21 protein-coding genes are annotated in these 21337 nt (G+C 39.6%); 7 read left to right on the plus strand and 14 right to left on the minus strand.

Going from position 1 to position 21337, the window contains the following annotated elements:
• Positions 1-9: 9 nt before the first annotated feature.
• Positions 10-738, minus strand: coding sequence for an outer membrane protein (locus tag DQL14_RS00655; protein ID WP_108169490.1), 729 nt, complete (start codon positions 736-738; stop codon positions 10-12).
• A 185-nt stretch (positions 739-923) separates the two neighbouring features.
• Here DQL14_RS00655 and DQL14_RS00660 point away from each other — a divergent pair, with 185 nt between their 5' ends.
• From DQL14_RS00660 to hcpG, 5 genes are all read left to right on the plus strand, one after another.
• Entirely contained in the window at positions 924-1778 is an 855-nt protein-coding gene (locus DQL14_RS00660) for an NAD(+)/NADH kinase (protein ID WP_108169966.1), read from the plus strand.
• A 14-nt stretch (positions 1779-1792) separates the two neighbouring features.
• Positions 1793-3367, plus strand: coding sequence for a DNA repair protein RecN (locus DQL14_RS00665; protein WP_108169491.1), 1575 nt, complete (start codon positions 1793-1795; stop codon positions 3365-3367).
• On the plus strand, positions 3364-4671 hold the full coding sequence (locus tag DQL14_RS00670) for an NFACT family protein (RefSeq protein ID WP_108169492.1): 1308 nt from the start codon (positions 3364-3366) through the stop codon (positions 4669-4671). Before DQL14_RS00665 ends, DQL14_RS00670 begins: the two co-directional genes overlap by 4 nt.
• Positions 4672-4689: 18 nt before the next feature.
• Complete coding sequence (locus DQL14_RS00675; protein ID WP_000539103.1) at positions 4690-4986, plus strand: hypothetical protein; 297 nt, start codon at positions 4690-4692, stop codon at positions 4984-4986.
• Between the two features lie 137 nt (positions 4987-5123).
• Entirely contained in the window at positions 5124-6101 is a 978-nt protein-coding gene (hcpG, locus tag DQL14_RS00680; protein ID WP_108169493.1) for a Sel1-like repeat protein HcpG, read from the plus strand.
• A gap of 38 nt (positions 6102-6139) precedes the next feature.
• Here the strand turns inward: hcpG and DQL14_RS00685 are convergent, their stop codons facing one another.
• The gene (locus DQL14_RS00685) at positions 6140-7003 is read right to left on the minus strand and encodes a 3'-5' exonuclease (RefSeq protein ID WP_108169494.1); all 864 of its coding nucleotides are present in this window, start codon (positions 7001-7003) and stop codon (positions 6140-6142) included.
• The gene (rpe, locus tag DQL14_RS00690) at positions 6981-7634 is read right to left on the minus strand and encodes a ribulose-phosphate 3-epimerase (RefSeq protein ID WP_108169495.1); all 654 of its coding nucleotides are present in this window, start codon (positions 7632-7634) and stop codon (positions 6981-6983) included. The genes DQL14_RS00685 and rpe overlap by 23 nt, the downstream gene beginning before the upstream one ends.
• 70 nt (positions 7635-7704) lie before the next feature.
• On the opposite strand from rpe, the gene DQL14_RS00695 reads away from it, so the two are divergent.
• A complete protein-coding gene (locus DQL14_RS00695; RefSeq protein WP_108169496.1) occupies positions 7705-8577 on the plus strand; it encodes a class 1 fructose-bisphosphatase in 873 nt (290 codons plus the stop codon).
• Positions 8577-8780, plus strand: coding sequence for a hypothetical protein (locus DQL14_RS00700; RefSeq protein ID WP_025276491.1), 204 nt, complete (start codon positions 8577-8579; stop codon positions 8778-8780). The genes DQL14_RS00695 and DQL14_RS00700 overlap by 1 nt, the downstream gene beginning before the upstream one ends.
• 167 nt (positions 8781-8947) lie before the next feature.
• Here DQL14_RS00700 and DQL14_RS00705 read toward each other — a convergent pair whose 3' ends face one another.
• The 11 genes from DQL14_RS00705 to DQL14_RS00755 all read right to left on the minus strand — a co-directional run bounded on the left by DQL14_RS00705 (position 8948) and on the right by DQL14_RS00755 (position 21333).
• A complete protein-coding gene (locus tag DQL14_RS00705) occupies positions 8948-9805 on the minus strand; it encodes a cytochrome c1 (protein WP_108169497.1) in 858 nt (285 codons plus the stop codon).
• A complete protein-coding gene (locus tag DQL14_RS00710; RefSeq protein ID WP_108169498.1) occupies positions 9802-11040 on the minus strand; it encodes a cytochrome b in 1239 nt (412 codons plus the stop codon). Before DQL14_RS00710 ends, DQL14_RS00705 begins: the two co-directional genes overlap by 4 nt.
• Before the next feature lie 10 nt (positions 11041-11050).
• Complete coding sequence (petA, locus tag DQL14_RS00715; protein ID WP_000763638.1) at positions 11051-11554, minus strand: ubiquinol-cytochrome c reductase iron-sulfur subunit; 504 nt, start codon at positions 11552-11554, stop codon at positions 11051-11053.
• Between the two features lie 124 nt (positions 11555-11678).
• On the minus strand, positions 11679-14678 hold the full coding sequence (gene mfd / locus DQL14_RS00720; protein ID WP_108169499.1) for a transcription-repair coupling factor: 3000 nt from the start codon (positions 14676-14678) through the stop codon (positions 11679-11681).
• Positions 14679-14681: 3 nt separating this feature from the next.
• Positions 14682-15092 (minus strand): bactofilin family protein, encoded by a 411-nt coding sequence (locus tag DQL14_RS00725; protein ID WP_000963936.1) that lies wholly within the window; start codon positions 15090-15092, stop codon positions 14682-14684.
• Positions 15011-15946, minus strand: a complete 936-nt coding sequence (csd1, locus tag DQL14_RS00730; RefSeq protein ID WP_108169500.1) for a peptidoglycan DD-metalloendopeptidase Csd1 — start codon at positions 15944-15946, stop codon at positions 15011-15013. The genes DQL14_RS00725 and csd1 overlap by 82 nt, the downstream gene beginning before the upstream one ends.
• Positions 15947-15954: 8 nt before the next feature.
• On the minus strand, positions 15955-16881 hold the full coding sequence (gene csd2, locus DQL14_RS00735; RefSeq protein ID WP_108169501.1) for a M23B family cell shape-determining DD-metalloendopeptidase Csd2: 927 nt from the start codon (positions 16879-16881) through the stop codon (positions 15955-15957).
• Positions 16881-18065: a bifunctional folylpolyglutamate synthase/dihydrofolate synthase gene (locus DQL14_RS00740; protein ID WP_108169502.1), complete on the minus strand. Its 1185-nt coding sequence runs from the start codon at positions 18063-18065 to the stop codon at positions 16881-16883. Before DQL14_RS00740 ends, csd2 begins: the two co-directional genes overlap by 1 nt.
• A complete protein-coding gene (gene lptE, locus DQL14_RS00745) occupies positions 18055-18567 on the minus strand; it encodes an LPS assembly lipoprotein LptE (protein ID WP_108169503.1) in 513 nt (170 codons plus the stop codon). The genes DQL14_RS00740 and lptE overlap by 11 nt, the downstream gene beginning before the upstream one ends.
• On the minus strand, positions 18564-20984 hold the full coding sequence (gene leuS, locus DQL14_RS00750) for a leucine--tRNA ligase (RefSeq protein ID WP_108169504.1): 2421 nt from the start codon (positions 20982-20984) through the stop codon (positions 18564-18566). Before leuS ends, lptE begins: the two co-directional genes overlap by 4 nt.
• A 10-nt stretch (positions 20985-20994) precedes the next feature.
• A complete protein-coding gene (locus tag DQL14_RS00755; RefSeq protein WP_000383778.1) occupies positions 20995-21333 on the minus strand; it encodes a DUF6394 family protein in 339 nt (112 codons plus the stop codon).
• Between the last annotated feature and the right edge of the window lie 4 nt (positions 21334-21337).

Below are 21337 nucleotides of genomic sequence, written 5' to 3' on the forward strand. Positions count from 1 at the left end.
GAAGCACCCCTAGAAAGTGAACACATAATTCACATACCATGAATACACGCGCCTAAACCCTATATCCAAATTTTTTGCAGTGATATAGGGGTTTTTCTTTAACATGGGGAATTTCACTCCCGCTTCAATGCTAGAATGTTTTAAGATCCTTAAGCGAGCCCCCACATTGAATAAAAATTGGAAAGAAGTGGCTTTTTTGCTCACCAAAGCTTGCTCCACTAAAATGCCCTCAAAACTCGGTGTCGCCATAAGCCATGAATTGCCGGCTAATTGCACCCCACCAAAAGCCCCCAAACTCATGATACCGTTATTAATGACATTAACCATCACATCCATAGCCCCCCCATAAGTGAGCATGTTTGGCTCAAAGGTTTTGGGATCAGCGAGGCTCGTTAAACGATCGATTTCTTGTTTCCCAAGAATTTGACCCGCCAATTGCGCCACTTCGCTGTTATAATTAGGGTTTTTAAGCCTAATAGAATTGGCATGGGCGTAGTCAAAAAACCCATAAAGGCGCAAGCCAAAGTATTTCCCAAAGAAAAACTGATACCCTAAAAGCGCATCAAAGCCCTTGATCGTAGCGTTAGTGGCTTGTTTTTGAGAATTAATATCCGCATGCATTTGCGCTTGTCCTTGCAAATAACCCGCCCCTATAAACACGCCATTACCATCCATGGCTAATAGCGCGTTCATAGAAACAATCAAAGCTAATAAAGGTTTAGAAAAAAATTTTTTCATGTATGATTCCTTAACATAATGCTTACATTCTTAAAAAGAATACCCAAAAAATAATTAAAAACGATTAAATAATGAAACATTAATAAAAATAAAAACTTTTCATGAATTTTACATAAGATGATAAAAAAGCGGCTAAAACCCCCTTTTTTAAAATTTTGTTTCAAGCTTTAAGCTACAATATACGCATGAAAGATTCACATCAAACTATCGGCGTGTTTGTGCGGCCCACCCATTATCAAAACCCTCTTTTTGAAAAGCTAGAGCAGGCTAAAGAATGGGTTTTAAAGCTTTTAGAAGATGAGGGGTTTGAAAGCTTTATGATTGATAGCCTTGATGGGGCAAAAGATGCGCGATTGATAGAAAAAGCTGATGCGTTTTTATGTTTAGGGGGCGATGGCACGATTTTAGGGGCTTTAAGAATGACGCATTCTTACAATAAGCCATGTTTTGGGGTTAGAATAGGGAATTTAGGGTTTTTGAGCGCGGTTGAATTGAATGGCTTGAAAGATTTCTTACAAGATCTCAAGCAAGATAGAATCAAATTAGAAGAGCATTTGGCTTTAGAGGGCCGTATTGGAAACACCTCTTTTTATGCGATCAATGAAATTGTGATCGCTAAAAAAAAAGCTTTAGGGGTTTTAGACATCAAAGCTTATGCAGGCCATACGCCCTTTAACACCTATAAAGGCGATGGGCTTATCATTGCCACGCCCCTAGGCTCGACCGCTTATAATTTGAGCGCTCATGGGCCGATTGTGCATGCTTTAAGCCAGAGCTATATTTTAACGCCCTTGTGCGATTTTTCTTTAACGCAACGCCCTTTAGTGTTAGGAGCGGAATTTTGCTTGAACTTTTGCGCTCATGAAGACGCTCTTGTGGTCATTGATGGGCAAGCCACCTATGATTTAAAAGCCAACCAACCCCTATACATTCAAAAAAGCCCCACGACCACCAAGCTCTTGCAAAAAAATTCAAGGGATTATTTTAAAGTGCTTAAAGAAAAGCTCTTATGGGGGGAAAGCCCTAGCAAAAAAAGATAAAAAGGGTGAAAAACATGCGAGATTTTAATAACGCTCAAATCACACGCTTAAAAGTGCGTCAAAACGCTGTTTTTGAAAAGCTGGATCTAGAGTTTAAAGACGGCTTGAGCGCGATTAGTGGGGCTAGCGGGGTGGGAAAAAGCGTTCTTATTGCGAGCCTTTTAGGGGCGTTTGGGCTTAAAGAGAGCAACGCTTCAAACATTGAAGTGGAATTGATTGCGCCTTTTTTAGACACGGAAGAATACGGCATTTTTAGAGAAGATGAACATGAGCCCTTAGTCATCAGCGTGATTAAAAAAGAAAAAACGCGCTATTTTTTAAACCAAACAAGCCTGTCTAAAAACACGCTCAAAGCGTTATTAAAAGGTTTGATCAAACGCTTGTCTAACGACAGATTCAGCCAGAATGAACTCAACGATATTTTAATGCTCTCCTTATTAGATGGCTATATTAAAAACGAAAACCAGGCGTTTAGCCCCCTTTTAGGCGTGCTTGAAGAAAAATTCACCCGCTTAGAAAAGCTAGAAAAAGAAAGGCGATTATTAGAGGATAAAAAGCGTTTCCAAAAGGATTTAGAAGAGCGATTGAATTTTGAAAAAATGAAATTAGAGAGGCTGGATTTAAAAGAAGACGAATACGAACGCCTTTTAGAGCAGAAAAAATTGCTCTCTAGTAAGGAAAAATTGAACGATAAGATCGCTCTGGCGTTAGAGGTGCTAGAAAATACCCACAAAATCACGCATGCTTTAGAGAGCGTGGGCCATAGCGCTGAATTTTTAAAAAGCGCTTTATTAGAAGCGAGCGCTCTATTGGAAAAAGAGCAGGCTAAATTAGAAGAGTGCGAGCGTTTGGATATTGAAAAAGTGCTAGAAAGGCTTGGCATGCTAAGCGGGATCATTAAGGATTACGGGAGTATTATGCATGCTAAAGAACGATTGGGGCATGTTAAAAACGAGTTGCATAACCTAAAAGAAATTGACCATTATTGCGAAACTTACCACAAAGAAATAGAGCAATTAAAAACCGAATGCTTGAAATTATGCGGAGAAATAGGCGGCTTTAGAAAAGAATATTTAGCTGGTTTTAACGCTCTTTTAAGCACTAAAGCGAAAGATTTGCTCCTAAAAAGCCCTAGTTTGGTTTTAGAAGAAGCCCCCATGAGCGAAAAAGGTGCTCAAAAACTCGTTTTGAATTTACAAAATTCCCAATTAGAGACTTTAAGCTCTGGAGAATACAGCCGTTTGAGGTTGGCGTTCATGCTTTTAGAAATGGAGTTTTTAAAGGATTTTAAAGGCGTGTTGGTGTTAGACGAAATGGATTCCAACTTGAGCGGCGAAGAGAGTTTAGCGGTCTCTAAAGCCCTTGAAACCTTGAGCAACCATTCGCAAATCTTTGCCATTTCGCACCAAGTCCATATCCCAGCGCTCGCTAAAAACCATATTTTAGTTTTCAAAGAAAACCACAAAAGCCTTGCAAAAACCCTTAATAACGAAGAAAGGGTTTTAGAAATCGCGCGCATGATAGGGGGGAGCGAGAATATAGAGAGCGCGATTTCTTTCGCTAAGGAAAAATTAAAGGCGCAAGAATGAAATTTTTTCTTTTAAAGAAATTCAGTGAATTTTTAAACGCTCAAACGCATTTTAGCCTCAAACGCTTGAGTGCGTCTAGTTTTCTATTAGAAACTTTTTCTAAAGAAAAACACGCCTTTGTTGTGGATTTGAGCGTGCCTTATATCGGTTTGTCCAAAAAACCCCCAGAGAGCGTTTTAAAAAACACTTTAGCGTTAGATTTTTGTTTGAACAAATTCACTAAAAACGCCAAAATTTTACAAGCAAACGTCATTGATAACGATCGGATTTTAGAAATCAAGAGCGCTAAAGATTTGGCTTATAAGAGTGAAAATTTTATTTTGCGTTTAGAAATGATCCCTAAAAAAGCCAACCTCATGATTTTAGATCAAGAAAAATGCGTGATAGAGGCCTTTCGTTTTAATGACAGGGTCGCTAAAAACGATATTTTAGGGGCATTGCCTCCTAATATTTACGAGCATCAAGAAGAGGATTTGGATTTTAAGGGGTTGTTAGACATTTTAGAAAAAGATTTTTTATCCTATCAGCATAACGAATTAGAACACAAAAAAAATCAAATCATCAAGCGATTGAATACCCAAAAAGAACGCTTGAAAGAAAAATTAGAAAAACTAGAAGATCCTAAAAATTTACAGCTGGAAGCGAAAGAATTGCAAACTCAAGCCTCATTGTTGCTCACTTACCAGCATTTAATCCATAAGCATGAAAGCCGCGTGGTTTTAAAGGATTTTGAAGATAAGGAGTGTGCGATTGAAATTGATAAGAGCATGCCCTTAAACGCTTTCATCAATAAAAAATTCACTCTCAGCAAAAAAAAGAAACAAAAATCGCAATTCTTGTATTTAGAGGAAGAGAATTTGAAAGAAAAAATCGCTTTTAAAGAAAGTCAAATCAACTATGTTAAAGGAGCGCAAGAAGAAAGCGTTTTAGAAATGTTTATGCCGGTAAAAAATTCTAAAATCAAACGCCCTATGAATGGGTATGAAGTGCTGTATTATAAGGATTTTAAAATCGGTTTAGGGAAAAACCAAAAAGAGAATATCAAACTCTTACAAGACGCAAGGGCGAATGATTTATGGATGCATGTGCGAGATATTCCTGGATCGCATTTGATCGTTTTTTGCCAAAAGAACACGCCCAAAGATGAGGTCATTATGGAATTAGCCAAAATGTTGATTAAAATGCAAAAAGATGCGTTTAATAGTTACGAAATTGACTACACGCAACGAAAATTTGTCAAAATCATCAAAGGAGCTAATGTCATTTACTCAAAATACCGAACTATTAGTCTAAAGGACACTTAAACACTTAAGGAGGTTAGCATGGGTGTTTCAGCTTTAGGCAATGTAACTTATATCAACCAAAACGCTCCTTTAAATTCTGCTATCCAACAGGGTGCAAGAAGTGATATGCTGGATTTAGCGCAAAGCTTTCAAAGTAAGCTTGAATTAGCCCAAGAAACAAGGGCGTTAGAAAACATGCAAGCTATTAGCGATAAAGACCCTAAAGAAGGCTCTAAAAACCGCTATCAAAACAGCCAAAGGGCTAAGGCGTTTGGCTTGGAAGAAGAAGAAATTGAATTGTGGCATGAAGAGCATTTGTTGGATATTGTGGGGTAGGGTGTCGCGAATAACCCCTATCCTTTCATGAGTTTAAAATAAAATAATCAAGTCCCCGTTTTTTAAACATTAAAAGATTTTAGCTATCAATATCAATCACAATAGAATCTTATATTTTTAACAAAAGGGAATGCGTCATGTTAAGGGGTGTCAAAAAAGCGGTTTTTAGGGTTTTGTGTTTGGGGGCGTTGTGTTTAGGGGGGTTAATGGCAGAGCAAGACTCTAAAGAGCTTATATTTTCAGGTATCACTATTTACACGGATAAAGATTTCACTAGGGCTAAGGAATACTTTGAAAAAGCTTGTAGATTAAACGATGCTGATGGTTGCACGATCTTAAGAGAGGCTTATTCTAAAGTCATCCTAAAAGGAAGTGCAAGAGAAAACATTGAAAAAGCTCTTGAACACACGGCTACTGCTAAAGCTTGCAAATCAAACGATGCTGAAAAATGCAAGGACTTAGCAGAGTTTTATTTTAATGCAAACGATCTTAAAAACGCTTTAGAATATTACTCTAAATCTTGTAAGTTAAATAATGTTGAAGGGTGTATGCTGTCAGCAACTTTTTATAACGATATGATAAAGGGTTTGAAAAAAGATAAAAAAGATCTAGAATATTATTCTAAAGCTTGCGAGTTAAACTATGGCGATGGCTGTGCAATTTTAGGGGATATTTATCATAATGGTGAAGGCGTAACGCAAAATTTTAAAAAAGCTTTCAAATATTACTCTAAAGCTTGCGAGTTGAATAATGGTGAAGGGTGTTCTAAATTAGGAGGGGATTATTTTCTTGGTGAAAGCGTAACGCAAGATCTTAAAAAAGCTTTTGGATATTACTCTAAAGCTTGCGAATTAAACGAAGCTCTAACATGCACGCTTGTAGGAGAGTTTTATCGTGATGGTGAAGGCGTAACAAAGGATCTTAAAAAAGCTTTTGAATATTCTGCTAAAGCTTGTGAATTGAACGATGCTAAAGGGTGTTACGCTCTAGCAGCGTTTTATAATGAGGGTAAGGGCGTAGCAAAGGATGAAAAACAAACGACAGAAAACCTTGAAAAGAGTTGCAAGCTAGGATTAAAAGAAGCATGCGATATTCTCAAAGAACAAAAACAATAAAATCCTAGCCCTATTAAGCCCCATTAAACAGCTTTCGTTTAACTGGTTGCTTTTATGATATTGAACAAACCCTTTGTCCTCTCAAAAAGAGAAAATGGCGGTGGAGTCTCTTGGTATCTGGCCTTTGGGGGTCTTTTGATCAAGGTGTTAGCGCATTTGGAAAAATCAATCAAATCCATTGTGGTTTTGATGTAGCTAGGCAAGTTTAACAAGCATATTTCAAAGAGTTTATAGCTCGCTAAAGCGTCTGCATAGGCTCTGTGGCTGACTTCTATGCCAAACCCTAAAAGCTCTTTTAAAAAGCTCAAAGAATAACGCATGGATAAAATGGCGCGTTTGGATAAATCCAGAGTGCAAAGCTTTAAATTCAATAAGGGGCAATGCAATTTTTCTACAAAATAACGCCCTAAAAAGTTGTAATCAAAATTAGCGTTATGGGCTACAAACACGCTATTGCCTAAAAAAAGCCGCAATTCTTGCAAAGCTTCATGCACGCTTGGGGCGTTTAGGGTGTCTTCATAAGTGATGCCTGTAAGATCAGCGATATAATCAGGAACGCTTTTGACTTTCACAAGGGTTTCAAAACGATTGATAATTTCCCCCCCTTTCACTTGCACGGCCCCGATTTCTAAAATCTCATGTTTTATTGGGCAAGAGCCGGTGGTCTCTAAATCAATAAAGGAAAAAACCTCATCTTTAAGGGGGGTTTTAAGGTTTTTGAGCGTGATTAAATTTTCGCTCGTTTCTACGAAATTAAGCCCGCACGCTTTTAAATACTCCAAATTGATTTCATCATAAATAAGGCGAGAGAGCGATTTTTCTAGCATGCTTAAGCTTAAATCCTGGTGCTTTAAGCGAGCGATTAGGGCTTGAATATCTTTATGCAAGAGGCTGTCTGACATTCTGTAAGCCTTCAATAGCCAGCTTACGATCTTTGGATTTAAAAATATAACTCCCTGAAACCACCACATCCACGCCCGCTTGTTGGAGTTCAAAGATATTTTTATCATTCACGCCCCCATCCACTTCTAAAAGACAGCTAGGGTTGTAGCGTTTGATCAATTCTTTAACTTTCAAACACTTTTCTAGCACCAGATCTAAAAACTTCTGCCCGCCAAAGCCTGGATTCACGCTCATTAAAAGCACTAACCCCACGCTTTCTAGCAAGTATTTAATGCTTTCTTCATGCGTGTGGGGGTTTAGAACAACGCCTGGCGTGATGCCTGAATTTTTAATGAGTTGCAACACCCTGTGGGGGTGCTTTTCATTTTCTGCATGAATGCTGATGATTTGCGGGTTTAAAGGAGCGAATAATCCTACAAAAAAGCTCGCATTTTCTACCATTAAATGCACATCTAAAGGCACTTGGCTCATTTGAGTAACCCTCTCTAAAACCACAGGCCCCATGGTTAAATTAGGCACATAATGCCCATCCATCACATCCACATGCAAAAAATCAGCGTTACTCACGCTCTCTATCTCTTTGGCTAAATGCAAAAAATCAGCGCTCAAAAGGCTCGGAGCTACTTTCAAAATACTTCCCTATTTTCAATGTTTTCAAGTAAAATATTAGCATCTTTAATCAAATCATAAAAGGGTTTTTATGGATTACAAACATTTTAAAGGCAAGCATGCAAACATCGTTATAGAAATCATCAGTCTTTTAGAAAAGGGGGTTAAAAAAGCCCAAGAGATTTTAGAAAAGCCGGACGCTGGGAGTTACACTAAATTAGAAAACAGCAGCGGGGATACGCCTATTAAAGCGGATTTAGCCCTAGACAAATTTTTAGAAGAAAATTTTTTGAGTTTAGAAAATGTCAAAAGCGTTTTTAGCGAAGAAAAAGAAACGCCTGTTACTAAAGAAAACGGCTCTTATTTGATCGCTTATGACCCACTAGACGGGAGTTCAGTGATGGAGGCGAATTTCTTAGTAGGCACGATTATAGGGGTTTATGAAAAGGATTATAAGGCGCAAAATTTAGTTGCAAGCCTTTATGTGGTTTTTGGGCATAAAATAGAATTAATGGTGGCTTTAGAAGAGGTTTATCGTTACGCGTTTTACCAAAACAAGTTCCATTTTATAGAAACTATTGTTTTAGAAAATAAGGGTAAAATCATCGCTAGCGGAGGCAATCAAAAGGATTTTTCTTCGGGCTTAAAAAAGGCTTTAGAAGGGCTTTTTGCAGAAAATTACCGCTTACGATACTCAGGATCTATGGTGGCTGATGTCCATCATGTTTTGGTTAAAAAAGGCGGAATGTTTTCCTACCCGCAAAAGAAATTGCGCAAGCTTTTTGAAGTCTTCCCTTTAGCCTTGATGGTTGAAAAAGCTAAAGGGGAAGCGTTTTATTTTGATAAGGGGGTTAAAAAGCGCCTGCTAGATCAAAGCGTAGAAAATTACCATGAAAAAAGCGAATGCTATTTAGCTAGTCCGCATGAAGCTCAAATCTTAGAAAAACATTTAAAGGGAGAATGATGCCAAATAGCGCTAAAAAATTAGAATATGAAGAGCGTTTTAATGACGCTCTTTTGAAATTAAAAGCATGCCAAGAAGAAAAGCAAGTAGCGAGTTGCTTGAAATGCGAGAAGGTTTTAAAATGCGAAATCCGTAACAGCTATGTGGATGCGGCTTATGAGAGCATGAGTTTGGGCGAAGCGGGCGGGTTTGATTTCAACTGATTATCAAATACGCATGTTAAACCACTCAAAGCTTTGTAGTCGTAACAACCTTATAGGGGCTATTAGTAGCCATAAAATCCTAAAATAAAGGTTGTTTTGAATACACTATTCAAACACCCCACCATAGATCAAAAATCATAAAACCATGCCCTCCCCCTTTTTTTAATTCAATGCACTTCGCTCCAAACTTTTCTTTTCCACGCATAAGCCAAAAACGACAGCACCGCAAAGAAAATCATGATTTTTATCCCTAAGGTATTCCTTTCATGTTTTTTCCTATCGCCTGCTTTTTCCAAATATGCGATGACTTGTTTTTGAGCTTGTTCATTCAATCCCACTCTGGGCATAGCCGTGCCAGGCAAAAGCTTTTGCGGATCGTTGATGAAAATATTCAAGCCATGTTCGCCTTTAGCTCTAATCATCATGGACAAATCAGGCACATGAGAGCCTAAATAATTGGCTAGATCTTTAGGATCGCTAAAGGCCTTATCTTTAGCATAATCCAGGCTATGGCACCTTTGACAGCTTTGCACGAACACTTCCTTATCGCTCAAATTTTTAGGCAAAATAGAAGTGAGATACGCCACAATATCGCTCAAATCTTTATCGCTAAATTGAGAAAACGCCGGCATAGGATAGGGCCTTTCATCGTTAAACTTATGGCTCAATTTCGCCGTTTTCACAGGATCTTTGATGAAGTGGGCTAAGAAATTCGCGTTCAAAACCCCCGCCACATGGCTTAAATCCGGTGGCACGACCCCAAAAGAGTTGCTCGCGCTAAGGCTGTCCATAGGGGCTGGAATGTTTTGGGATTTAATGCCATGGCAAGCGGTGCAATTTTCGGCTACAAGCTGTTTGCCTTTATTAGCGTCGCCATTTTTTAAATCCATCGGCTCTAAATCCTTGAAAGCAAAATCCGCCGGAGCGACTTTAGGGTGCATCACCGAATGCGCATAAGGCTCAACCCCATAATAAATCACGCCTACCACCACAATAAGGATAATGAGAATCTTAAATTCTTTCATCTAACACCCCCTTGTTTCTTGCTCTCGGCGATAGTGATAATGGGCAACACCACAAAGAAAAGGGCTAAAAAAGTGATTGAACCCGCTAAGCCAATGTATTTACCGATCCCAAGCGGAGGCAATTTACCATAGATCGTTAAAACAATCATATCAATGATTAAAAGCCAAAACCACACCATAAACGCAGGCCGTTTGTGCGCAGGAGCGACCACTGGGCTTCTGTCTAAAAAGGGCAGTAAGAAAAAGATCACTTGCGCCACGCCAAAAGCCATTAGCCCTAAATCAGCGCTAAAGAAAAAGCCCCTTAAGACCTCATAGCTCCATAAGAAATACCACTCGGGGTAAATGTGAGGTGGCGTTTTAAGGCTGTTAGCCCTTTCAAAGTTGATAGGATCCATCGCAAAATCATAGTGGTAACACACCAAGTAAAAGAAAAAGACCATGAACGCGCAAACCACAAAAATATCTTTAGACAAGAATACCGGCCAAAAAGGAATGACTTTGGATTCTTTTTTCTTGCCTTCAATGAATTTCTTTTCTTCTGCTTCAAAGTCAATCTCTTCGCCTTCTTGGTTATTGACATGCGGGATGCGTAAAGAATAAAAATGCACCCCAACAAGTAGAATGATCGCAATGGGCAGTAAAAACACATGGAGCATGAAAAAGCGCGTTAAAGTGGAATCCGCCACAACATAATTGCCCCTAATCCACTCCACCACATCAGCCCCAATGAAAGGAATGCCCCCAAATAAATTCGTGATAACCGCTGCAGCCCAATAGCTCATCTGCCCCCAAGGCAGCATATACCCGCTAAAGGCTTCCGCGCTAAAGACCACAAACAAAATCATCCCGCTAATCCAAATCATCTCACGGCCCTTTTTGTAAGAGCCATAATAGATGCCAACAAACATGTGGATATAAATGATGACAAAAATCATGCTCGCTGCCGTGGCATGCATGTGGCGCCAAAGCCAGCCATAAGCCACTTCTTGCATGATGGTGAAATTCACGCTATCAAACGCCATTTTCGCATCAGGCTTGTAATACATGAGCAAGAAAATCCCTGAGATCACAAGCACGCCAAAAAGGGTCAATAAAATCACCCCCATCGCCCATAAGAAATTGATGTTTTTAGGGATCCAATATTCTGTCATTAGCACTTTAACAAGCTTGTTAGTGCCAAGACGCATGTCCAGCCATTCGCCTAAATTCTTCGCTTTTTTTATCTCTGCCATGGAACTCTCCTTACGCTTTAGCCATCATTTTTTTGTATTCAGCCCCGGCTTCACCAAAAGTGATTTTAGTGCCTTCAATTTTAAAAGGCGGGATATCAAAAGGGCGTGGAGGGGGAGTGCCGGCAATATTCACGCCATCAGCAGTGAAACGCCCCCCATGGCATGGGCATAAAAAGCCTTTTTCTTCATCTTGATAAGTGGGGATACACCCTAAATGCGTGCAAATTTGAATGGCTGTGGTAAAAACGCTCTCGCCAATTTTAAAATCGCGCTTTTCATTAAAGCCCTCTTTTTTAGAACGCTTGAGGATATAGACCGGTTTCCCACGCCATTCCACGGTGGAAAACTGCCCTTCTTGCATGTTCGCCACATCTATGGTCGTAAAACCAGCTGAAACAACGCTTGGGAGCGGATCCCAAGTCTTTTTCATCGCTACCAGACTCGCTATCGCCCCTATAGCTGTAACGCTAGCAAGGCTCATTCCTAAAAAATCACGCCTTTGAATATCTGCCATGATTAAAAACTCCTTAATGATAATTACCTTTTAACGACTAAAGGCCTAGCAAATCCCTATTTTACAACAAACTCTCTTAATAATTTTTTTAAAATAACAAATTGAGACTAAAATCAAATGCTTTTTAACGCCGTTTTAAAGAAATTTGAGCGCGCAAATGTTTCAAAAGGGTTTCTAAAATATCGTTATCGTCTTTGCTTGGGGCTTTCAGGCTTTCTTTCTTTTCATCGCTATAAGTGATGGTGATGTTTTGATTGAAATTAGAAAGTTTGATGATGCCAAGCTGGTTGGCTAGAATTTTAAGCGTAATGATTTGCAAAAATTGAGCGCTCAAATCGTCTATTTTACCAAACCTGTCTTCTATTTCTTCATGGATTTGCCCCACCTCATCTGTATTTTCACACAAACTCAAACGGCGGTATAAATCCAACCTCAAACTATCGCTTGCAATGAGTTCAGGGTTTAAAAAAGCGCTCACGCCAAGTTGGATTTCTACGCTCTTTTCAAGCCTTTTCTTCCCCCCACTCAATTCATAAATCGCGTCTTCAAGCATGCGTGTATAGAGCGCATAACCGATATTTTTAATATGCCCGCTCTGATCTTGCCCGAGCAAATTCCCGCCCCCCCTGATTTCTAAATCATGATAAGCGACACTCTCCCCGCTGCCTAAATACGAATTTTTTTCCAAAGCGAGCAAGCGTTTTAGGGCCTGTTCATTCAAACTTTTTTGATCTTCTATGAGGAAATAGCAAAAGCCTTCTTTTTTGCCTCTCCCCACACGCCCTCTTAATTGGTGCAAATCAGCCAGCCCAAAATTTTGCGCATTATCTATAATGATCGTGTTAGCGTTAGGCAAATGAATCCCTGATTCCACAATAGAAGTGCATAATAAAACCTGATAATTTCCCTTAGCAAACTCCAGCATGATTTCTTCGCTCTTATTAGCGTTAATCTGGGAATGCAAAATAGCGATTTTGAGTTTAGGGATTAACTCTTCTAGCTTGGTTTTGACTTTTAAAATGCTAGCGATGTGGTTATGGATGTAAAAAATTTGCCCGTTACGGCGTAATTCTCTATGAATGATCTCTTTTAAGAGTTCGTCATTCTTTTCTTTCAAAAAAGTGCGGCTGGGCTTTCTGTCTGTGGGCGGGGTTTTTAAAGAGCTAATGCCTTTAATTTGAGAGAGCGCCATGTTTAGAGTGCGCGGGATAGGCGTAGCGGACATGCTTAAAAAATGCACGCTTTTGCTCAATTCTTTTAAAGCTTCTTTTTGTTTCACGCCAAATTTATGCTCTTCATCCACCACCACTAAACCCAAGTTTTTGAATTTCGCGCCTAAAATCGCATGCGTGCCTACAAGAACATCAACCAACCCTAATTCTACGGCTTTTAAAAGCTTGTTTTTTTCGCTCGCATACCTGTCCAAACGAGCCACTTTAACGCCAAAATTTTCAAAACGCGCCCTTAAAGTCTCAAAATGCTGGTGGGCTAATAAGGTGGTAGGCACGACTAGAGCGCTTTGAAAGCCGTTCAAAAACGCGCAAAAAATCGCATGCATCGCCACTTCTGTTTTCCCAAAACCCACATCCCCACTCAATAATCTGTCCATCACTCTCTTAGAGCTTAAATCCTTTGAAATTTCAGCGATAGCCTTTTCTTGATCGCTTGTGTATTCAAACCCCGCATGCGATTTAAAGATCTCCAACTCCGCTAAATGCGTGTCCATCTTTTTACCCAGGATCAAATTGCGTTCAGCCGCTAATTCAATGATCTTGCTTGCAATCTCTAAAAGCTTAGTCCTGACTTTAGCTTTTAGTTTGAGAAAGCTCCCTTTCCCTAACCGGTCTTTAGCTGGCACGCTATCGCTTTGTGCCACATAGCGAGCGATTAGATGCAAGTTTTCTACCGGTAATAGCAGTTTGTCTTCGCCCCAATAAGCGATTTCTAAAAAATCCCTCTTGCTCCCTAAAACGCTGTGTTGGACTAATTGAGAAAACACGCCCACCCCATAATCATCATGCACCACCCATTCGCCCGGATTGAGTTCGTTCAAAGCGAGCTTGGATTTTTGGCGTTTTTTCTTCCTTTCAAAAGAATTGAGCGAGATAAAAATCCCATCAGGGGTTTTAAAGTTTAACACAAAGGGGGCGATGACGCATTCAATGCTGCTTCTTTCAAGCGCGCTTATCGCATTGTCTAAAATCGTTTTATTAGGAGCTAGGAGCGTGATTTTATGATTTGAATGCAAAGCGATAAAGCCTTCTAGGGCATGTGCATGGATTTCTAAATCTTCATAGCCTTGCGCGTTTTCTAAAACCTTTAAAGATTTGAAACGCTCACCATCCAATTCGTTTAAGCCCGCTAATTCTTGAATTTCTTCTAAAGCTTTAGGGCTTATAACGCTTTTATAGGCATGCAACAAATCGTTTGCTTTTTCTCCTAAAAACCACAAACCAAAACTGGTTAAATCTTTAGAAAAGCTATTTAAGGGGCTTTGCTCCACTTTTGTTTTCAGATCCTTATAAGATGGTTCGTCTAAACTAAAAAGCGTGGGGGGGATTTCAATTTCTAGCAAATCTTCTTTGAGGCTCATTTGAGTAATGGGGTCAAATTCCTTAATGCTCTCACACTCCGTGTCAAAAAAACTCAAACGATACGCCTTAGAATTGGGCACATAAATATCCACAATATCCCCCCTAAAGCTCGCTTCGCCTTCCACTTCCACTAAGTCTAAAATTTCATAGCCATAATAAAAGAGCTTGTCTTTTAAATCCTTAAGGTTATATTTTTCTAAAAGAGTGATTTTAAAGCTTTCTAAAAGTTCTTTTTTAGGTAAAGGGTGCAATAACGCGCTAATCGGGGCAATGATGATAGTTTCTTGCTTGTTTTCTAAGGCTTGATAAAACTCCCTTAAACCCCCTAAAAGCTGTAAAAATTCTTCAAAAAACGAACGCAAATCATCATTTTTTTTAGCCCTAAACTCCGGGAAAAGAATAGCTTTGGTATTGGGCTTAAAATAGCTTATGACTTCTTTAGCGAGCTCAGACTCTTTAAAATCCTTACAAGCGAGTATTTGATAATCAAAGCCTTTGTTTAAGGCTCTATAAAGACTAGATTGGATCATTCCCTATTTATTTTCAATTTTCTTTTCTTGCTCATTGATTAACAACGCCCCCCCTTGAATGTTCTTAGGGCGAGTTTCCCCAATCAAAATCCCCTTCCTTTCCACCACAAGCTCTTGGCTAGAGATCTTACCATCAAGGCGCCCTAAAGGCATGATTTCTACCACTTCCGCTTCCACCGTGCCAGTGAACTTGCCATTGACCACTAATTTATTAGCAAAAATCTCACCCACTACCGAGCCGGTTTGCCCGATCACCACTGTGCTTTTAGAATGCACCACCCCTTCTAATTCGCCATCTATGTGCAAATGGTAATCCAAGTGAAGCTCACCCTTTATTTTTGTGCCTTGAGCGATGATAGTCGCTGGTCCTGTTTTTGCATTAGCCGATTTATTATTGTTATCAAAGATTGCCATCTGATGCTCCTTTCTTTATTGAAAACTTCTTCAAAATTTTTCATGTTCCATTTGGTGAAACTCATGGGGTTTATGGGTTGATCTAAGAAGCGCACTTCATAATGCAAATGCGGTCCTGTACTCATTCCTGTATTACCACTATACCCAATCAACTGCCCTTTTTTGACAAATTCGCCCGTTTTTACGACGATTTTATTCAAATGGGCGTAGTAGGTTTTAAAACCAAAAGGGTGGAAAACTTTAATCAAATTCCCATACCCCCCATTCCACCCTTTGCTCGCTAACCCCACTACCCCGCTCGCGCTCGCATACACAGGGGTGTTAATAGCGGTGCTTAAATCAAGCCCGGTATGGTTGTGCAACACATGCAAAATAGGGTGGATTCTTTTATTAAAGGCGGCTGAAACGCGCCGATAGGATTCTAGCGGGTAGTCATTAGGGATAAGGCGCATGATAAAGCTTTTTTGAAGCCCGGTAATCCCAGCGACATCCAAACGATTGGAAAAATTGCCCTCTTCTTTTTCTTCAGGCTTATTCACTCCCACCACTTCTTCTAAATCGTTGATGCGTTCCCCTGAAAGTTGCAAATCGTCTAAAAATTCATCCATTTGCAAAGAAAGCTTTTCATTCGTCTCTCTTTTTTTCTCAAATTCCTTAGTGATTAAAGCATGCTGCTTGTCAATGTTTTTAATCTCTTTATTTAAAACCAGTAACGAAATGCCTAAAAACAATAAAGATCCCACAACGCTCAAAAGTGCATACAGGCCAATTTGACGGAATAAGATATGAACATTAATATAACGACTCCCTTTAGAGTCCGTAACCATCACAATCAAACGCCTGTCTAAAAACACCAAAATCCTTACTGGTTTATGAGCGCGTCTTTATCCACATGCTCTTGGAGCTGGACAATGTCTTCTAAAACCCAAAACAAATTCTTCCATTCAATAAATTTATTTTCTTCTAAAGCGCTTTGAAAATGATCCAAATCCCATGCCAGAAATTTTTCTGCGTCTAAAATTTTACCCAAAAACCGCACTTCATAATGCAATTTTTCACCGCCGCTATTACCGCTCTTCCCGCTATAGCCAACCAACTGCCCTTTTTGGATAAAGCTTTTGGGCTGCACATTGACATGATCTAAATGCGTGTAAATGGAGCTAAAACCAAACGCATGTTCAATGCGCACCAAGTTCCCATACCCCACATTAGAATTAGTTTTCACAAAATCCACAATCCCATCAGCGCTCGCATAAACAGGTGTGTTTAATGGCGCGATAAAATCAATCCCGGATTCAACGCCCTTAATTTTTTTAATGGGGTGGTTCCTTTCTTTGGTGGGTTTGATAGCGCTATAAGTTTTTAGGGGCATGCCATTAGGAATGAGCATGAGTGCTAAATGTTTTTGAGCCAGATTCAAATTGTCTAAATCCACTTCATCATAAAGATGCACGCCCCCATTAGCCCCTCTTTTGACTTCAATCAAGGATTCTATCGTGCGAATCTTTTGCCCCACAATAAAAAGCTCTTCTCGCTTGTTTTTAATCTCTTTTGTCAAAGTGTAATTTTTTTGATACAAATCCCTAAAATTCCTTAAAACCGCATTCCTCTCGCTTGTCATCGTGTCCATTTTAGCGATTAAAAATTTTAAAAAACCCACGCCAAGCCCCACGATCAACAAAAAAATAACAACAGAAATGATGAGGTTGCGTTTTAAATTTTTAGAAAATTTGAGCTGTTTAGAGCCTGATTCATCAATGATGGTGATCACAAGCTGGTTTTGCGGCATCAATCTCTCTTCTTTTGATAGCGCCTATAAAAAGCGTTGGCCACTAGAAATGAGCCATACACCAAATAATTTTCATTTTCTTTTAAATCTTCAAACAAAGCGTATTCTAACCCTAAAGTTTCTAAAATCCCTTTAAGCTTTTCTAACTTGATAACCCTTTCTTCATGCAATTCTAAAATCAAAACCTTTTTAATGACAGGCTTTAAAATTTCTAGCACCAAAAAAGCGTCTTTATCTTGATAGCAATTATAAATTAAAATGATTTTAGCGTTAAAAATGCGTTTGATTTCTTCTTTTAAGGCTTTGGCGCTATGGGGGTTATGCCCCACATCTATTAAGATATTAGGGCTTAAAAGCTCGCAACGGCCGATTAAATTTAGGGGCTTTAGGTTTTTTAAAACTTCTTGTTTATTGCATGGCAAAAGCGTTTCAAACGCTTTTAGAGCCACTTCCAAATTCATCGCTAAAAAATGGGCTAAATGGTGGCGTTCAATATAATCCATGACTCCTTTTGAAATTTCATTTTGAACCACAATCAATTGCGCGTGTTTTTCTTTAGCGATTTTTTGAGCCACATTTAAAACCAGTTCTTGTTGGGGAGCGATGATGCTAAGAGGGCCCATCGCCTTTAATTTAGTAGTCGCAATGCTTTCTAAACTATCCCCTAAAAATTCCTTATGATCGTAATCAATGGGGGTGAAAACGCTTAGGGTTTTTTCTAAAGCGTTCGTGCTGTCAAACTCCCCCCCAAGCCCCGCTTCTAAAACCAAATAATCGCAATCTTTAGCGAGCATGACGGCTAGTAAGGTAGCGTATTCAAAATACGAGCAAGCGTTACTGAAAGCGTGCGATTGTAATTGCTGGTGGGCGTTTTCTAAAACGCTTTCTCCAACAACAGAACCATTCACAAAAAAGCGCTCCCTAAATTCAAAAACATGAGGGGAGGTGAAATGCAATACCTTAAAATTTTGATCGGCTAATAAAAGGGTTAAAAACCGCCCTGTGCTGCCCTTACCATTAGTCCCTACCACATGAATGACTTTCGCTTGAAGCTCAAAAAAAGCGTTTTTAAAATCTTTATAAATTTGAATGAAGCGGCTAGGGTCAAACTTATGGTATTCTTTAGGCTTTGTTTCTAAAAACGCCTTTAATCCATTCAATCCATTCAAAGGGCTATTTTTCATTATTGAATTTCCCCTCATAAGCGATTTGAGCCACAAATTTAGTCAAAGTTTGTTCCACAGCCTGATTGATAGCGTAATAGCGGTTCTGGTAGGTGTTAAGGGGGTCTTGCAAATTCACAGCGTAGTTGTAATACCCGCTATTTTGAAAAGTCTTTTGTGCGCCTCTTTTGTTATCGTAGGTGTAATTCACAGACACGGTCGCGCGATAGAAAGTCGTAAAGCCTTCTTTATTTTGCGTGATACTCGTATCGGTTACATTCGTGATTTCTATGATAATGATAGAATCCGCATCCTTTTCACTCGCTAAGCGGCTTTGGAAGCGTTGCACGACTAAACGATTCATCAAATCCTTAAACTCTACAGAGTTTTCAGGGTTAGGCAAATTCACAATGAGTTTCACGTATATGCTATCGCCTAAAGCGTTTTGAGCGTAAGCGGCGATGGGCTTATACCCACAGCCCTTGAACAAAAGCAACAAAATAAAAAAAAGTAAAGCCCTCATGCGATAACAAAATTAACAAGCTTATTAGGCACATAAATTTCTTTTTTAACGCTCGCATTTTCTAAATATTTCTCTAATTCTTTTTTAGCCAAAACAACAATTTCTTCCTTACTAGCGTTAATATTGACTTTCAATTCCGCGCGCCTTTTGCCATTAATGGTAAGCCCTAAAGTCATAGATTCTTCCATCAAAGCGCTTTCATCGATCGCTATAGGCTTAAAATTCTCTCTTTTAAAAAGCCTCTCGCTCAACTCCCATGCCGTGTGTGGGATAATAGGCTCTAAAATTTGCAACAACACAAAATAACCCTCGCATAAAATCCGCTCATTACTTTGCGCACTCAAAGCGTTTAAAGCCTCCATGCAGCTTGCGATCAAAGTGTTAAACGCGTAAGCGCTTTCAGCCTTATTGAAAATTTCATGCGATTTTTTTAACGCTTCATAGACTTTTTTACGCCCTAGTTTTTGCGCTTCATTCAGGCTGACTCCTTTAAATTCAGGCTTAGAAGTAGTGGGGTTAATAGTGCTCGCCTTGTCGTATAAGCGCTTAATGAACCGGTGCGCGCCCTCTAAAGCGCTGTCATTCCATTCTAACTCTTTAGCCGGTGGGGCAGCAAAAAGGATAAAAAGCCTCGCCGCATCGGCCCCGTATTTTTTAAGTATCTCTTTAGGGCTAACGACATTACCTTTAGATTTGCTCATCTTAGCGCCATTTTTTAAAACCATGCCTTGAGTGATAAGCTGTTTAAAAGGCTCATCTAAATGAAGATAGCCCAAATCCCTTAAAGCCTTAGTGAAAAAGCGCGCGTATAACAAGTGCAAAATCGCATGCTCAATGCCGCCAATATAAGTATCCACTGGCATGAAATACTTCAAGTAATTTTGATCAAACGCTTGATTTTCACGCTGATTTTTGGGCGTGGTGTAGCGCAAGAAATACCAACTAGACTGAATGAAAGTGTCCATGGTGTCTGTTTCTCTTAAAGCGTTTTTGTGGCATTTAGGGCATTGAGTAAATTTCCAACTCGCATGCTTTTCTAACGGATTGCCCTCCCCATCAATCACAATGTCTTCAGGTAAAGTTACCGGCAGTTGGGTTTCAGGCACAATCCCGCAATGTTTGCAATGAATCATAGGAATGGGCGCCCCCCAATACCTTTGACGGCTCACTCCCCAATCTTGCAAGCGGTAGTTGATCACCCTTTTACCGAGGTTTTCTTTTTCAAAATAAGCGATGATTTGTTCTCTGGCCACTGAGCTAGAAAGATCGCTCCACTCCCCGCTATTTTTTAAAACCTCTTCTTTGGTGTGGGGCAAATTTTGAAGGCTTTGAGTGATCACTTTAATAGGGATATGATAAAGATTAGCGAATTCAAAATCCCTTTCATCGCAAGCTGGCACGCCCATTAACGCCCCAGAGCCATAATTAGCTAGGGCAAAATTAGCCACCCAAACAGGGATTTTTTGCTTCGTTAAAGGGTGGATAGCATAAATGCCTAAAAACACCCCTTTTTTCTCTAAAGCTCTTTCTCTTTGAGTCGTGTTTAAAATCGCTTTAATGATCTTTGAATCTTCTTGACTCACTCGCTTAATGGCATGCTCTACTAAAGGGTGTTCTGGGGCGATTGCAATGTAAGTAACGCCATAAATAGTATCCGCTCTTGTGGTAAAAACTTCAATTTCTTGAATGTTGTTGCAAGCTTTCAAGCACTCATCAGCGATTTTAAAACCAAATTGCAACCCGCTAGATTTTCCTATCCAGTTTTTTTGCATGATTAGGACTTGAGAAGGCCAATGGTTTTCTAAAATCTCTAAGTCTTTTAGCAATTCTTCAGCGTAATTTGTGATCTTCAAATAATACTGATAGAGTTCTTTTTGAATCACTTCCGTATCGCAACGCCAACACCTCCCATCAATGACTTGCTCATTAGCTAAAACGGTTTTGTCGTTAGGGCACCAATTGAGCATGGCTTTCTTGCGATAAATTAGCCCCTTTTCCCACAAATCAATGAAAAATTGCTGTTCAAATTTCGTGTAATCCGGATCTGAAGTGGCAAATTCCCTATTTTTAGAAAAAGAAAACCCTAAAGCTTCAAATTCTTTTTGCATGGCTTCAATGTTTTCATAAGTCCAAGTTTTAGGGTGGATACCATGCTTAATGGCCGCATTTTCTGCGGGCATCCCAAAAGAATCAAACCCCATAGGGTGTAACACATTGTAATGGTGCAAACGATAATAACGCGCCAAAGCGTCGCCAATGGTGTAATTGCGCACATGCCCCATGTGGATTTCCCCACTAGGATAGGGCAGCATGCTCAAAATGTATTTTTTAGGGAGGTTAAAATCGTCTTTAGGCTCAAAACTCTTATTTTTCCACCAAAATTCTTGCCATTTTTTTTCTATATTAATAAAATCCATCAACTACCCCTTAATCTGTTTCGCTCGTTACAACGCTTTCAATCAACAAAAAAATAAGACTGAAAGCGTTGCTAATCAACGCCCCAATCATGAGCATGTAAGCGGTAACCAAATTATTTAAAATCTGTAAAAACACAAACGCCGGTATGAGGTGCAACACGGTGGCTAAAGAGCTGGCCAACAGCTCTGAAGCGAAACGCTTGATCACCCCAATTTTGAGCGTAACGGAAATAAGGTTTAAAGCTAACGCTACAAACAACACCACCGTGTTAGGCTCATACAAAAACCCTGCAATGGTGGTTAAAGAAATAAGGCTGAACAGCACATGAACGACCCGACCCCAATCCATAGAA

Origin of the sequence: Helicobacter pylori NCTC 11637 = CCUG 17874 = ATCC 43504 = JCM 12093 (assembly GCF_900478295.1) — a bacterium.
GTDB classification, from domain to species: domain Bacteria; phylum Campylobacterota; class Campylobacteria; order Campylobacterales; family Helicobacteraceae; genus Helicobacter; species Helicobacter pylori.

Coding starts and splice junctions, on each gene's coding strand:
- petA (WP_000763638.1), bottom strand. CDS start 11,554: ATGGCAGATATTCAAAGGCGTGATTTTTTAGGAATGAGCCTTGCTAGC.
- DQL14_RS00705 (WP_108169497.1), bottom strand. CDS start 9,805: ATGAAAGAATTTAAGATTCTCATTATCCTTATTGTGGTGGTAGGCGTG.
- DQL14_RS00685 (WP_108169494.1), bottom strand. CDS start 7,003: ATGTCAGACAGCCTCTTGCATAAAGATATTCAAGCCCTAATCGCTCGC.
- leuS (WP_108169504.1), bottom strand. CDS start 20,984: ATGGATTTTATTAATATAGAAAAAAAATGGCAAGAATTTTGGTGGAAA.
- mfd (WP_108169499.1), bottom strand. CDS start 14,678: ATGATCCAATCTAGTCTTTATAGAGCCTTAAACAAAGGCTTTGATTAT.
- DQL14_RS00740 (WP_108169502.1), bottom strand. CDS start 18,065: ATGAAAAATAGCCCTTTGAATGGATTGAATGGATTAAAGGCGTTTTTA.
- DQL14_RS00665 (WP_108169491.1), top strand. CDS start 1,793: ATGCGAGATTTTAATAACGCTCAAATCACACGCTTAAAAGTGCGTCAA.
- csd2 (WP_108169501.1), bottom strand. CDS start 16,881: ATGCCGCAAAACCAGCTTGTGATCACCATCATTGATGAATCAGGCTCT.
- DQL14_RS00660 (WP_108169966.1), top strand. CDS start 924: ATGAAAGATTCACATCAAACTATCGGCGTGTTTGTGCGGCCCACCCAT.
- DQL14_RS00675 (WP_000539103.1), top strand. CDS start 4,690: ATGGGTGTTTCAGCTTTAGGCAATGTAACTTATATCAACCAAAACGCT.
- lptE (WP_108169503.1), bottom strand. CDS start 18,567: ATGAGGGCTTTACTTTTTTTTATTTTGTTGCTTTTGTTCAAGGGCTGT.
- hcpG (WP_108169493.1), top strand. CDS start 5,124: ATGTTAAGGGGTGTCAAAAAAGCGGTTTTTAGGGTTTTGTGTTTGGGG.
- DQL14_RS00695 (WP_108169496.1), top strand. CDS start 7,705: ATGGATTACAAACATTTTAAAGGCAAGCATGCAAACATCGTTATAGAA.
- DQL14_RS00670 (WP_108169492.1), top strand. CDS start 3,364: ATGAAATTTTTTCTTTTAAAGAAATTCAGTGAATTTTTAAACGCTCAA.
- DQL14_RS00655 (WP_108169490.1), bottom strand. CDS start 738: ATGAAAAAATTTTTTTCTAAACCTTTATTAGCTTTGATTGTTTCTATG.
- DQL14_RS00755 (WP_000383778.1), bottom strand. CDS start 21,333: ATGGATTGGGGTCGGGTCGTTCATGTGCTGTTCAGCCTTATTTCTTTA.
- DQL14_RS00725 (WP_000963936.1), bottom strand. CDS start 15,092: ATGGCAATCTTTGATAACAATAATAAATCGGCTAATGCAAAAACAGGA.
- DQL14_RS00700 (WP_025276491.1), top strand. CDS start 8,577: ATGCCAAATAGCGCTAAAAAATTAGAATATGAAGAGCGTTTTAATGAC.
- DQL14_RS00710 (WP_108169498.1), bottom strand. CDS start 11,040: ATGGCAGAGATAAAAAAAGCGAAGAATTTAGGCGAATGGCTGGACATG.